General features: G+C 62.4%; 13 protein-coding genes. 4 read left to right on the top strand and 9 right to left on the bottom strand.

The genetic code is table 11. The annotated features are described in order from the left end of the window. Positions 1–105: 105 nt before the first annotated feature. The 3 genes from AC5Y3Z_RS01885 to AC5Y3Z_RS01875 all read right to left on the bottom strand — a co-directional run bounded on the left by AC5Y3Z_RS01885 (position 106) and on the right by AC5Y3Z_RS01875 (position 2255). Positions 106–714 carry a TetR family transcriptional regulator gene (locus tag AC5Y3Z_RS01885; protein ID WP_473139069.1) on the bottom strand — a complete coding sequence of 203 codons (609 nt, stop codon included), beginning with the start codon at positions 712–714 and terminating at the stop codon, positions 106–108. A 144-nt stretch (positions 715–858) separates the two neighbouring features. Continuing rightward, complete coding sequence (locus tag AC5Y3Z_RS01880) at positions 859–1506, bottom strand: hypothetical protein (RefSeq protein ID WP_473139271.1); 648 nt, start codon at positions 1504–1506, stop codon at positions 859–861. A gap of 146 nt (positions 1507–1652) precedes the next feature. Next, positions 1653–2255 (bottom strand): TetR family transcriptional regulator, encoded by a 603-nt coding sequence (locus AC5Y3Z_RS01875; protein WP_473139068.1) that lies wholly within the window; start codon positions 2253–2255, stop codon positions 1653–1655. Positions 2256–2404: 149 nt separating this feature from the next. Between AC5Y3Z_RS01875 and AC5Y3Z_RS01870 the strand changes: the two genes are divergently transcribed. Together AC5Y3Z_RS01870 and AC5Y3Z_RS01865 are read left to right on the top strand one after the other, a co-directional pair. Next, entirely contained in the window at positions 2405–3193 is a 789-nt protein-coding gene (locus AC5Y3Z_RS01870) for an SDR family NAD(P)-dependent oxidoreductase (protein WP_473139067.1), read from the top strand. A gap of 10 nt (positions 3194–3203) precedes the next feature. Beyond that, positions 3204–4283, top strand: coding sequence for an NAD(P)H-dependent amine dehydrogenase family protein (locus tag AC5Y3Z_RS01865; protein ID WP_473139066.1), 1080 nt, complete (start codon positions 3204–3206; stop codon positions 4281–4283). 105 nt (positions 4284–4388) lie between these two features. Here the strand turns inward: AC5Y3Z_RS01865 and AC5Y3Z_RS01860 are convergent, their stop codons facing one another. The 4 genes from AC5Y3Z_RS01860 to AC5Y3Z_RS01845 form a co-directional block, all read right to left on the bottom strand. Then, positions 4389–5387 (bottom strand): hypothetical protein, encoded by a 999-nt coding sequence (locus AC5Y3Z_RS01860; RefSeq protein WP_473139065.1) that lies wholly within the window; start codon positions 5385–5387, stop codon positions 4389–4391. 10 nt (positions 5388–5397) lie between these two features. Further along, entirely contained in the window at positions 5398–6561 is a 1164-nt protein-coding gene (locus AC5Y3Z_RS01855; RefSeq protein ID WP_473139064.1) for an NDMA-dependent alcohol dehydrogenase, read from the bottom strand. Between the two features lie 28 nt (positions 6562–6589). Further along, on the bottom strand, positions 6590–7381 hold the full coding sequence (locus tag AC5Y3Z_RS01850) for an SDR family oxidoreductase (protein ID WP_473139063.1): 792 nt from the start codon (positions 7379–7381) through the stop codon (positions 6590–6592). A 98-nt stretch (positions 7382–7479) separates the two neighbouring features. Further along, positions 7480–8112: a TetR/AcrR family transcriptional regulator gene (locus AC5Y3Z_RS01845; RefSeq protein WP_473139270.1), complete on the bottom strand. Its 633-nt coding sequence runs from the start codon at positions 8110–8112 to the stop codon at positions 7480–7482. A 41-nt stretch (positions 8113–8153) separates the two neighbouring features. On the opposite strand from AC5Y3Z_RS01845, the gene AC5Y3Z_RS01840 reads away from it, so the two are divergent. Continuing rightward, entirely contained in the window at positions 8154–9299 is a 1146-nt protein-coding gene (locus AC5Y3Z_RS01840; RefSeq protein ID WP_473139062.1) for an ABC transporter substrate-binding protein, read from the top strand. On the opposite strand, the gene AC5Y3Z_RS01835 is transcribed toward AC5Y3Z_RS01840, so the two are convergent. Beyond that, positions 9270–10349, bottom strand: a complete 1080-nt coding sequence (locus tag AC5Y3Z_RS01835; protein ID WP_473139269.1) for a dihydrodipicolinate synthase — start codon at positions 10347–10349, stop codon at positions 9270–9272. The two genes, AC5Y3Z_RS01840 and AC5Y3Z_RS01835, sit on opposite strands and share 30 nt — an antisense overlap. A 127-nt stretch (positions 10350–10476) precedes the next feature. Between AC5Y3Z_RS01835 and AC5Y3Z_RS01830 the strand changes: the two genes are divergently transcribed. After that, positions 10477–11715, top strand: coding sequence for a cytochrome P450 (locus AC5Y3Z_RS01830; protein ID WP_473139061.1), 1239 nt, complete (start codon positions 10477–10479; stop codon positions 11713–11715). A gap of 13 nt (positions 11716–11728) precedes the next feature. Here AC5Y3Z_RS01830 and AC5Y3Z_RS01825 read toward each other — a convergent pair whose 3' ends face one another. Further along, positions 11729–13339, bottom strand: coding sequence for a class I adenylate-forming enzyme family protein (locus AC5Y3Z_RS01825; protein WP_473139060.1), 1611 nt, complete (start codon positions 13337–13339; stop codon positions 11729–11731). Positions 13340–13542: the final 203 nt, after the last annotated feature.

Genomic DNA, 13542 nt, shown 5'->3' with positions numbered 1-13542 from the left:
TGTTGGAAAACATCCAGTACCAGAACCAGATGATCAATCCGGTTCCGCCCCAGGCGGCGACGTACCGCAGCAACTCCCAAACCATATCCATACGAATCTCCCTGGTTATTGTCGAGGCTCGAGACTTCGGACTGCCGTCGCGACCAGCTCGGCCAGCATGGTGTCGCGACGGGTCCCGGCGGACGTGGTGCTCAATGCGCCGTAGACGCCGAGCAGGAAAAACACCGCGCTGTAGAACGGATCGACCGCGGCGTGTATCTCGCCGCGGTCACGTGCCTGCTGAATCTGCTTGACCAGCAACACGATCACCGGGTGATCGGTCCATTCCTCGTCGCGCTTGGGCCGCGTGGACGAGAAGTGTATGCCCAGGAAGTCCCGGAAAAGTGGACCGCCCAAACGTTGTTCGAGGTCGACGACCAGGTGCGCCGCCTCGGTCAGCACGGCGGTCAGGTCGGGCGACGTGCCGAGGAACCGGGTGAGTTCAGCGGCGAGCCGCGCCTCTTCGCGGCTTTCCAATTCGAGTAAGACATGCTCTTTGGTGGGGAAGTGGAAGAAGAAGGTGCCGTGTGCGACACCGGCAGCACTGGTGATCACGCCGACCTCGGCAGCGGCCATTCCGCAGCGCTGAAACTCGGCAAGTGCCGCACCGAGCAGGCGCTGCCGGGTCTGCAGTCGCTGCGTTTCGCGCACCGAGGTTCTGACCTGTGCCGTCATGGTGTGTTCTGTTGTAGACCCTTTACTGACTGAAGTCAACGGCGCCGTTCCGGCTCGGCAGCGTTTTCGATGATGAATTGACCTGAATCCATGAGTGATTCAGCACTTAGCCGAACGTGATGTTGCATGACCTCGGTCATCGAGCTAGTCCGAGAAGATCTCGCGGTTGACGGTGTGCAGGTAGGGGATCGCGAGGAACGGGGTGATGTAGAAGATGTCGTAGAGCCACCAGCCGACGACCGGGAATATCACACCGCCGAAGCGCACGTCGGCGTACATGGTCATGTTGAACACGTAGCCGATCCAGATGACCGCACCCATCCAGCAGGTGACCACCATCCACTGGTGTCCCCATCGTTTCATCTGCAGGAAGCCGATGCCCGCGGCGATTCGCATGGTGAACACGGTGAAGATCAGGCCGACTTCCCAGCCTTTCTCCCCGGGGCCTGCCGCGCCGCCGATCCAGAGTTCGTTGAAATGCCAGAAGTAGCCAGCATCGAACATATTGCCCCAGCCCACCAGCAACACTCGCCCGAGCAGGGTGTGGTTGCCCACCATGTCCAGCGCCCAGCCCACGGTGTTGATGGCGGCATCAATGATGACCAGATAGCCGAGCAGTGTGACGAGCATCGGCCGCACCGACAACCCCGCCCGCTGCGCGCGTCGCAGCAACCAGACTCCGCGCAGGAACAGTGGGAGGCCGAAGACGCCGAGCGCGGCGGTGCCGATCAACAGCGAGCCCGAAATCAGCCACTTGTCGGCCTGTCGCTGCGCGAGTCGGGATTCCTCCATGTGCTCGTCGAAGGCCAATCCGTCCCTGGCGCCGGGGGCCGGCGCGCTGCTCCAGCGGCGAAAGTTCAGCGTCGGCAGATTCAATGTGGCCTCCCTCAACCTCGCCTGTTGTAACGCAGAAACTGACTGAGGTCAACCGCCTGGACTCAGCGAGCCGCCATGCTCTGCATCGTTCTGGCCACGTAATCGGCGAGCATGGCATCGCGGGTGGGCCAGGTGTTGGTCGTGATGAGCAGTGCGTACAAACCGAGCAGGAAGAACACTGCGCTGTTTATCGGGATGACGTCGGCGGCAACGCTGCCGTTCCGCTGCGCCCGCTCGATCTCGCCGGCCACCGCCATGATCACCGGATGATCTCTGCCGTCCTCGACCGGTGGGCGGGTCTGTGAGAAATGCAGCGCGAGAAAGTCTTTGAACAGACCATCGCCCAGTCGGCGTTCGAGGCCGGCGACCAGTCGAACCGCCTCACCGAGAGCACCGGCAAGATCGTGTTCGGTGACCAGGAATCGGGCGAGCTGGCTCGCGATGCGTTGTTCTTCGCGGCGTTCCAATTCGAGCAGCACGTGTTCTTTGGTGGGGAAGTGGAAAAAGAATGTGCCGTGTGCAACTCCGGCGGCCGCCACGATCGCGGCGACGTCAGCTTCGGCCATCCCGGAACGCTTGAACTCCGCAACCGCAGCACCCAGCAATCGCTCCCGGGTCTGCAGTCGTTTGGTCTCGCGAGCCGAGATCTTGTTGCCTGCCGTCATGTTTCCTCCGCCGAATTCGACTGCAAACAGTATCGCGGCGGCGCTGGTCGGGCCAGTGACACTGCACCCTGCACCGGAGCGGATCGTTGACTTAAGTCAGTTTCAGTCGTTAGATGATGTCGGCGTCAAGTCGGGGCAGAGGAGCTCAGGTGGCTTTGGAGCAGTTCAATTTGGCCGGGCAGGTCGCGATCGTGACAGGCGCCGGCAAAGGTGTGGGTCAGGGCATCGCCCGGGTGCTGGCCGAGGCCGGTGCGACGGTGGTCGGCACCGCGCGAACGGAAGCGGACATCCTGGCAACGATCAACGGCATCGAGGAGGCAGGCGGTCAGGGACTGGCTGTGGTTGCCGACGCGATGAGCCGTCCCGATGGTGAACGCGTGGTCTCGACGGCCATGGAGCGCTTCGGCCGCATTGATATCTTGATCAACAATGTCGGGGGAGCCACCTACGCGAGGTTTCTCGATATCACCGACGACGATTTCAGGCTCGCGTTCGACTGGTGCGTCACGTCTACGTTCATCATGAGTCAGTTGGTGGCTAGGCACATGATCGACGCCGGTCGCGGTTCGATCGTCAATATCTCCTCAGGCTCAGCGCGTTTCGGCATCCGCGCGTTGGCTGCCTACTGCACGGCCAAGGGGGCGCTCGAAGCGCTGACCCGGGCGATGGCCCAGGAGCTGGCCCCCAAGGTCCGGGTCAACGCCATCGCGCTCGGATCATTCGCCACCGATGGGCTCCAAAGCAGTCTCGACCTGATGCCGGGTTCGCTGGAGAAGATGCAGGAGGCGACGCCTCTGCACCGCCTTGGCAACGTCGAGGATCTGGGTCGGCTGTGTGTTTACCTGAGCACATCCGACTGTTATGCCACCAACGCGATATTCCACGTCGACGGCGGAATCGATTCCAACAATTCGCCGCTACCCATCCCCGACTACTGAGGCGGCCGTCGTGCGCAGGGTGATTCAGTTCTCGACCGGCAACGTAGGGCGACATTCGTTGCGGGCCATCATCGGACGCCCAGATCTTGAACTGGTCGGAGTCCATGCCTCGGGTCCGGATAAGGTCGGCAGAGACGCCGCCGAGCTGTGCGGGTTGAACGAAGCGACCGGACTGGTCGCCACCGACGACATCGACGCTCTGATCGCGCTCGGGGCCGACTGCGTGGTGTACACCGCGTTGGGTGAGACGCGGCCCATGGAGGCCATCGACCAGATGTCACGATTCCTGGCGGCAGGCACCAATGTTGTCGGCACCTCGTTGGTCTGGCTGGCCACGCCGCACCGCGCTGAGGATTGGCTCCGACATCCGCTGCAGAGCGCGTGCGAAACCGGCAACTCATCGCTGTACGTCAACGGTATCGATCCAGGGTTCTCCGGTGACACCCTGGTCTACGCGGCCTGCAGCCTCAGCACCCGCGTCTCCTCGATCACCGTTCAGGAAATCTTCGACTACGGGAATTACGACGACTACGAATTCACCGGTACGTCAATGGGTTTCGGACTGAAGCAGGATGACGATCCGCCGATGCTCTTCCTGCCCGGGGTAATCGTGTCCATGTTCGGTGGCGCGGTGAACAATTTGGCGGATCAGCTCGGGATAGTTCTCGAGGAAGTGCGGCAGCGGGATGAGCGCTGGTACACAACCGAACCAATCGACTGCATCATGACCAAGGTGGAGCCCGGCGGGATGGCTGCGGTCCGGTTCGCGGTCGAAGGTGTGGTGGACGGCGAACCGGTGATTACCATCGAACACATCACCCGACTCACTGACGCTGCCGCGCCGGATTGGCCGTTCCCGCCGGCGGGCCAGCCTGGGGTGCACCGGGTCGTCGTTGAGGGAGAACCCCGGATAGAGATCAATACCCATGTCTCCCATCCGTTGTACGACACGACAGTCGCCGGTTGCATCTCGACAGCGGCGCGCGCAGTCAATGCCATCGAATCAGTGTGCCGTGCCCCAGCGGGACTGATTGCCGTCGATGAGATTCCGGCTGCCGAGGCGCTGCGCGGCCTCATGTGGATGGAGTAACAATCACGCAAGCGGCGGGAACGAAGCCGTCTGCGATGCGCCACCAGGATTCTCACTCACCAGGAGCTTGGACTCGCGAGGCCATGCGGGGTAGTGCACAAATAATCAGCCCCCGCGTGCCAGGCGAAACCGCTGCATGACCATGTCCAGAACCTCCGGGGTCAACATGCCGCCGGCGTATTCGACCCAGCACCAGCTGCGTGACAGTGCCTCGCCGGACGGATCGCCGGTCAGGTTTCCGAACACATGCAGCGGGCTCCCGCTGCTGGTGAATGTGAAAACGTAGGTGTCGTCACCGATTACCGTCTCTAGGCTGGCGACTTTCCCAGCCGCGTTGAAGCGCGGAGTAGCGACGATGTCGTCATGGACAGTCGTCACGCCGTCCTTCAACTGATAGCCGGGACCGAAAGCCAAGTCATCGCGGCCCTGCCAGAAGCTGCCACCTCCCAAGCGGCCGTCGTCGTATTCGTGCAGCCAGGAGACCCACATCCCCTGCAGGTGACGGGCGATGGGTAATTCGGTGTAAGACATCCCCGGCGGCCCGTAGGCGAAGTCCTGATGCGCATAACCGGAAACCTGCTCGCCGTCGATGGTGCCGGTCACATAGAGCAATTCGTGCCGGTAGTACACGTCGTGGTCGAGGTGATAGTCGCCCTGCTGTTGTGGAACGTGCGTGACCACCACATCACTGACCGTTCGGCCGTGCATCTCCCAACGTCCGCTGGCGTCGTACCAGTGCAAGCCGTCAGCGTCACGCGCAACGCGGCCACTGGCGTAAATCATCTGCAGCGTGTTGCCGTCATCGCTGTACTCGAACGGTTCAAACCAGTCGATGGAGGAGTACTCGTCAAACAGGTGCGGGGCGTCGGATTCCAAAGCCTCTGGCAACGAACGAAATCCACAGATGGGAGACACCACGTGCGTCATGCCGACGACGAAGTCGTCCATGCCGCGCAAGCCCCAGTAGTTGTGACCCGAATCGTCGCTGACGACAGCGCCGAGCCAGATGCCGGCCAAAGCTACGTCGGGACTTGGTGTCCACGATCGGCGGTAGTGATCCAGTGACGCTTGGCAGCCCGTTACTGTGAACTCGATAGTCGGCATTGCGCCCTTCTCACTCGAATGTGATTACGCCGCGGATATTCTTGCCGGCCCGAAGATCCCGCATCGCCTCATTGATATCGTCGAGTTTGTATTTCTGCGTGATGAGTTGATCCAACTTGATCAGGCCGGCCTCGTACATCGCCAGCAGGCGGGGCATGGCTTCGCGTGGATTCAGCTCGCCATAGAGCGCGCCTTTGAAGGTCTTGCAGGAGTAGATCATGTCGGTGAGGACCATCGGCACCATCAGGTCGCTGACCTTGGGCATTCCCGTCAACACGCAGGTACCCCCTTTGCGCAGCATCATCAGGGCGAGCAGCACCATGTCCGGAGGTACGACACCCGGCGTGAGAATGACCCGGTCGGCCATGAGTCCCCAGGTGATCTCGGTGACCAGTTCCATTGCGGCGCCGGTGTCGACGACGGTGTGGGTAGCCCCGAAGGTCGGCGCCATCTGACGTTTGAATTCGTTGGGATCGACCGCAACGATGTGCTTGGCACCGGCGATCTTTGCGCCCTGGACGGCGTTCATGCCTACTCCGCCAACGCCGACGACCACGACGGTGTCACCGGCTTCGGTACCGGCGGCCACCGAGCCCGATCCGAATCCGGTTGTCACACCGCAGGAGACCAGACAAGCTGAGTCCAGCGGGATCCAGTCGTGAACTTTCACCAGTGACCGCTCGGATGCCACCACGTATTCGGAAAAGGTGCCGACTTGCATCATCGCCATCAGATCTTCACCGTCGAGGTGGCGGCGCCGCGTGCCGTCGGTGGTCATCGCTTTGCTGTGGATGTCGGCGCCCACGTCGCACAGATAGGTGCGGCCGGTGGTACACCATCGGCAGTTACCACATGACGGATAGAACGAAATAGCAACGTGATCACCAGGTTTCAGGGTCTTGACCTCTGGCCCTATCGTCTCGACGACGCCAGATCCTTCATGCCCGCCAAGCATCGGGAACCACTCGGGCACCGTACGGCCCGCTGCCCGCATCATCTCTTCCATCTCCGGGGTGGGCACACTGTCGCCGGTGTGAAAATGCTCGTCGGAGTGACAGATCCCCGCGTAGGCCATCCTGACCAGAACTTCGCCCGCATGCGGGGGATCGAGCTCGACTTCGGTGACGTCCCAATCGAGTCCGACTCCGCGCAGCACCGCCGCCTTGGATTTCATTGCTGCCTCCATCGTGAAAGAATCTGGGTCACCAATTCCGGAGCTCCTGCACTGCGTCGGACGAGCGCGGGGCCAGTGTCATGTATGGGACGAAACCGCTCTTGCCGCAACGGATTATGTTGTTGACGACGTCGGTCAGATGTTCCTGGTCAATCAGCCCGCCCTGCATGTAATTGTGGTCCATCCAGAATCGGATCGCCTTTTCCAGGACTTCTGGGTCCCAGTCCTTGTTGAACTCGGTCATCGAGTCGCCGGTGCCGCCCATGCTGTCGCCCACGGCGAGGCGAGTGAAGCCGATTTCGGGGTGCTCGATACGCCATGCCTCGACGAGCTTGTCCAATGCGGCTTTGGTGACCGCGTACGACCCGAGCATCGGCCACGGTGTCGTGTAGGACGCACTCAGCGAGGACAGATAGACGGCCGAGCCGCCGGCCGCAGCCAGGTGTGGTGCCGCAGCCGCAGTGACGAGGGATGCACCGGTGACATTGGTGGCGAACAACCGTCCCCACTGTTCGGCTGTCACCTCTTGCAGCGGCGCCAACACCCCCATGCCGGTGGTGTACACCAACGCGTCCAGTCCACCCAGCGCGCCGACCACCTCCGCTATCGCTTGCTGGCAGGTCTCGGCGATAGTGACATCACACGCGACGGCCACCGCGCCGTTGCCGGCCTCCTTGGTCGCGTCGACCAAGCGGGGATATCGACGGGCGAGCAGGGCAACATGGGCGCCGCGCTTGGCGAGCCCGGTGCCTATGCACCGGCCAAGGCCGGCGGATGCGCCGACGACCGCGACCCGCAATGGTTGTTGCTCAGTCTGCATGGGGCTCCTGGGTCGCCGGGCTGAGAGCGAAATTATTCACTTGCGCAAACACACATTTACACACGGACCGACGGTTTCCCATAGTCGGAGCAAAACACTCACCGCCGCAGTGCTTTTCGCTCGTCCACCGCAAAGCTCAGCAGCAGACGGTCGAGTACCTTGGCGGCTCGTCGGCGCGCCCTTGCTGGATTCGCCGCGTGCGCGACCATTCTGGAGGCTTCTTCGAGTGCGGCGACGATCATGTGGGTGAGCTCTCCGACGGGTTGATCGTCGATGATCTTGTCTGCGATGGCCGCGCGGACCATTTCATTGATCAAGGCGATGCTGTTGCCCTCTTGAATGGCTCGCAATGTCTGCCAGCCAAGGACCACCGGCCCGTCGACCAGCATTACCCGCTGCACTTCGGGTTCGAGGGCCGCTTCGAGAAATCCCTGCATGCCGCGGGTTAACCGTTGCCACGGGTCCGCACCGGGCGGGGGGTTGGCGATGGAGCGCAGCGTGAGGTCGCTCTCGACTTCTTCGAAGACGGCGCGGAACAACTCAGCCTTGTCTTTGAAATGGTGGTAGAACGCGCCACGGGTACCGACACCCGACTTCGTCACCAAGTCGCCGACGCTGGTGTTGAAGTATCCCTGCGCCACGAACAGTTCTCGCCCCGCATCGATGAGGTCACGCCGCGTTTGATCGCCGCGCGCCCGGCGGTCGTCGTCAGATCCTCCACGCTGGGCCACGACGATGATCGTAGCAACATACGTCCTGTATGTTGCCGGGTATGGCAGACGACGTGGTTCGCGCATACGGGTCGGTCGCACCACTGAAGGTGGGATTGCTGAACGACTATCCGACGAGCGGCGATACCGACGACAACACCGTCGCCGCGTTGCAACTGGTGCTGGACGAGGCTGTCGCCTCGAGATTGATCGACCGGCCCGTCGATCTGATTCAACGCAACGTTGTGGGTCTGCCGAACGGGACCTATCAGGCGGTGGAACGCGCCTTCGATGAACTGGTGGCCGAAGGGTGCCTGGTCATTTTTGGACCGTGGGTTTCTGACAACGTGGTGCCACTGCGGGCGCACGTCGATGCGACAGCCAAGGTCCCGATCATCACTTTGTCGGGATCAGAAGGCGCGCTGGGCGAGTGGTGCTTCGCCCTGAACAACGGCTCGATGGCTGAAGAACCGGTGATGCTGGCGGCGGTCATGATTGGCGACGGCCGCTCGCGCATCGCCGTTGCCTACGAGGCGTCGCTGATCGGCAAGGAGTATCTGTCTTTCGCGGAAAAGGCTTATGCGGCTGCGGGTTTGCAAGTGGTTGCAACGGTCGCAATTCCGCAAGTGGAGGCCGATAAGGCCGACACGGTGGCAGCCTTGCGGGCGTCGCATCCGGATGCCGTCGTCCACGTGGGTTTCGGGCACGGCTTGTGGGGGTTCAGCGACGCACTGCGCGCTGCCGGCTGGGATCCTCCCCGGTACACCACCACCGCCTTTGAGATGGCACATATCAATGCCGAGTGGATGCGACACCTCTCGGGCTGGATCGGGCTGGACAGCTACGACGAGCGCAATCTGGTCGGGCAGGCATTCCTGGACCGATTCGAGACCAGATACGGTCGGCGGCCGGGGCATTCGATGCCCGGCTTGTCCCACGACGCCGCCACCGTCATAACTCGGGGGCTGGCCGCGGCGCGTCCGCTGACCGGCGAGGGCGTCAAGCTTGGGATCGAACAAGTCAAGCTCATACCGTCGGCCAGTGGCGCGCCCGGAACCTTCTTGCGGTTCGGCCGATACATCCGGCAAGGCTGGCTGGGGTCGGACTACCTGATCGCCCGTAGGGTGCTGCCGGACGGCTCGGGGCACGTATTCCACGCCGCGCCGAGCGAGCACATCTCACGCGCGGTCGGTGTCGCTGCCGGCTAATTGGATGGCGCCGAATACGGGCGCGGTCACGATCCCGGGCGGTTGACCCAGCACGTACGGAATGGCGCGCACCGCCCCCATCGCGATCATCAGATGGCCCGGCTGGGCGTGCTGCCCCGTGGCCGGTTGTCCATCCCAACCGACATCGAGTTGCAGTTCAAAGCTCGGCACGCCCTTGATGACCGCTCGGATCAGCGGGGACTTCTCACCCGGCGCCAACGGTGTGATGCCCCACTGCGGTAGGTCCCGGGTCAGCACCCATTCCTCATGGATGGCCAGCAGAGGCCGGCCCGACCAGTGACCGACCCAGGAGAACCGCTGTCCGACAACGGTTCCCGCTTCGATCGCACCAGCCGTCACCACGATGTCGTGGGGGAGTGTGGTGGCGTCCACGGACACATCGATGTGTGACAACGAGATTCCCAGGACGTCGGCGGTGGCGTTGAGTGCCTGGCGGTAGGCCAGATCCAGTTTCTTGATGATCGGGGAATCAACGGTGACGTCCTCGGGTGGACGGCCCATGCCCATGAGGTCGACGAGCATCGGCCGACTGGGGACGGCTGACACATCGGTGGCCTCGTACAGATCGATGCGGTCGATCGTCTTGCTCAACCCGGTGACGGTCGCGATCAGCCGCTCGAACATGAAGCCGGGATTCTCCCCTGCGGCGTGAAAACGCGACTTGCCCTGCCGGCACGCCTGCACAAACGAGGCTTCGGTCTGTGCGCCATAGGTGGGCAGATGGTTGTACGACGTGGTCGTGATGACGTTGGTGCCCACCGCGAGCAACCGGCAGATGTCCTCGGCGTTGGTCTCGACGGCGTGCGCCTTGCTGGCGGCGTGCACCACGACATCCGCTCTCAACGAGACGATTTCGTCCTTGTCCGTCGTGGCGGCGACCCCCGTCGTGGCGGGTAGCCCACACAGTTGTCCCGCGTCCACACCGTTCTTGGCGGGGTCGTATACGAGCACTCCGACCAGTTGATAATCGGGATTCTCGATAAGCTCCTGCAGCGCAGCACGGCCTACCGCGCCGGTAGCCCATTGCACGACTCGAATGGCCAATCGAATACTCCAGGTTGCGCTTTGGGGGTCGGCTCGCTTCTGGTCGGTTCAACATACATCATGTAGGTTTACAACCGACGGACTGTAGGTTGATACCGGTAGGGAGGCTTACGTGGCGGAGCCGGCGGTCACCGACGATATCGACCAGCGCATCCGCGAAGCGCAGGAGAAGTTCAACGCCGGCATGGGTGCAGACGGAGACGCGACGCCCTATCCGCTGCTGCGCGAGTTACGGGCGAAGGGCGCCGTGCACCCTGGATGGCCGGAGATGGGCGTTCCCGAAGATGTCGGAAACGGTAGAAAAACCTATACCGCGTACTCTTTCGACGCTGTCAAGAGTGTCTTCATCGACAACATCACCTTCAGTACCCGGTGTTACGAAGACGTGGTGCGGCCGTTACAGGGGCCGACAATCCTGGAAATGCAAGAGCCCGAGCACGCCGTCTACCGCAGGTTGCACGAATTCGCTTTCGCACGTTCATCGATGAAGCGTTGGGACGCAGAACTTGTCGGCCCGTTGGTGGACCGCACCGTCGCGAAGTTCCGCGACAACAAGCGCGCCGATCTGGTGGACACGGTCTTCATGCCCATTCCGGTTCGGGTGATCGCCGCCCTGCTGGGGTTACCGCAGTCCGATATCGGCGAGTTTCATCGACTCGCCATCGATTTGCTGGGCTTCCGTGGCGACATGGATCGCGCGATGAAGGCGTCCGCCGAAATGAAGGAGTACTTCGTCGGCGTGCTTGCCGACCGGCGCAAGTCGCCAAAGGACGACATGGTGACCATCCTGTCGCAAGCCGAGATCGACGGCGTCAAGATGTCTGACGAGCAGATCTATGGGTTCATGCGAAACCTCCTACCCGCCGGCGCCGAAACCACGTCCAGATCGACAGCCAGCCTGGCGATGGGACTGCTGACCCATCCCGATCAACTCGACGCCGTGCGCAATGACCGGAGTCTGCTGCCGCAAGCCATCGAGGAAGGCATCAGGTGGGAGACGCCGCTGCTGAACTTCATGCGTGAAGTCACCAGCGACATCGAATTCTTCGGAGTAGGGATCCCCAACGGCGCGACGATGATGCTCAGCCTGGGCAGCGCCAACCACGACGAGACGCGCTGGAACGATCCCGAATCTTTCGACATCTATCGAGAGCGTAAGCCGCACATCGGGTTCGCCCACGGCGCTCACGTATGTCTCGGCATGCACCTGGCACGGCTGGAAAGCATCAGAATCTTCAACGCGCTGTTCGACGAACTGCCCGGCCTGCGACTCGATCCAGAGGCGCCGCGCCCGTATGTCACCGGCACCATGTTCCGTTCACCGCCGCGACTCGACGTGGTCTGGGACTAGGGGGGACTAGTGCTCAGCTTCGCGGCAGCAGGTCACTCAACTGCTGTGACAGCTCTGACTTCTTGACCTTTCCGGTCGCGGTGAACGGGAGGTCCTGTTTCGCCGCGACCCAGATGTATTTCGGCACCTTGTACGCGGACAGGATGCCGCGCAGTTCCGTTCGCAAGGCCGCCCCGTCGAGAACTGACTCACCGCGCGGTACCACCGCGGCGGCGACCACTGTCCCGTTGTCAGCGTCCTGGACTCCAACTACGTAGGCCTCCAGCACACCCGCGCAATTGGTGAGCGCACGTTCGACTTCGCTTGGTGTGACGTTGGTGCCGCCGCCGGTTTTGATCAAGTCGCCCAACCGGCCGGTGAACTTGATCCAGCCGTCGTCGGATTCGACGCCGCAGTCACCGGTGCGGTAGTAGCCGTCCGGAGTGAATACCTCTTCGCGTTCCTGCTTGTGCAGGCGCTGCATCAGCGAGTAACCGCGTACCCAGATTTCGCCGGGCGTGCCGCGCGGCACCGGGAGGCCGGTATCGGGGTTTACGAGGAGGTGGCTGAGTCCCTCGATGGACACGCCGCCTGTTTCCAACCGATCAACCGGCTGTTGCAGATATTGATCCACACCAATGTGGTTGCCGCACAATTCGGTCATGCCCAGCGCGTTGGGGCCCTTCGGCCGGTGCTCAGGTGGCACCATCGCGGGCATGCTGGTGCGCCGAACCGATTGCAGGTCGCGGCGCGGGAAGTCGGGGTGCTCGGCGAGGGTCTTGCCTTGCTGGGGCCAGCCGAGGGCAATCGTCGCCTGATGGCGTTCGATGAGTTCCAGGGCTTCCCCCGCGTCGAAGGCCGGCTGGGTCACGAGAGTTGCGCCATGGTGAATCACGGCGTGCAAACCGGTGATCAGCCCGCCTACCCAGAAGAACGGCATCGAGGTGAACATGACGTCTTCATGCGTCACGCCGTAGGAGAAGGTCAGATTGTAGGTATGGCGAACGAGCGCACCCTGGGTGTGCACCGTGCCTTTTGGATTCCCGGTGCTTCCGGAGGTGTATATGATCGTCACTTCGTCGGCCGGTGTGACACATGATTCGACAGCGGCCAGGAAAGCGGCATCGATGCCCGGCGCCGCAGCGCCGACTGTGGTTGTGGCATAGGCTCGATCGCTGGATCCCCACACCATGACGGTGCGCAGGAATGGCGCATCAACAACGGCGATTCGTCCCGGCTCGCGCTGATCGGCCATCCCGGGGAGCGCCTCTTCGAGGCGGGCGATGAAGTCATGGTTGCGGAAATGTGACCACGTCAGGACAGCCCGCAGGTCAGCGTGCCGTGCGGTCCAGGCCATCTCGGACGCCTGGTAGAAAGTGTTGAGCGGCACGGCGACCGCACCGATGCGCGTGGTGGCGAACCAGGCCAGCGCCCAGTCAACGCTGTTGGGCATTAGGATCCCGACGTGGTCGCCTTTGCCAATCCCCGCCGCCAGCAACGCGATCGACAAGTCGGCTGAGCGCAGGTCGAGATCGGCGTAGGTCAGCACCCGGCCGTCGACGATCAGAAACGGCTTGTTCCCGAAACGCTCGGCGCACGACCTGATCAGTGCAGGAATCGTGGGCGGGATGTTCGGGAAAGGCACCTTCGTAGGATAGTAGCCTTAACGAAAATCGAGAACACAGGTTCTCAACGTGGGCCCACACCGCCGCCCCGGTCGGCGGCCCTAGTCGGCCAAGCTACCAGCAAGGTAGAATGGTCATTCTCATACGAGACCCCTGAACCTGGTCGACACACCGTAGAAATATTGCTGGATGCAGGGTTGGATTGCGACACCATCATGGCCGA

This window comes from Mycobacterium sp. NGS61 (genome assembly GCF_059812325.1).
This window is presented reverse-complemented; position numbering and strand designations above follow the sequence as displayed.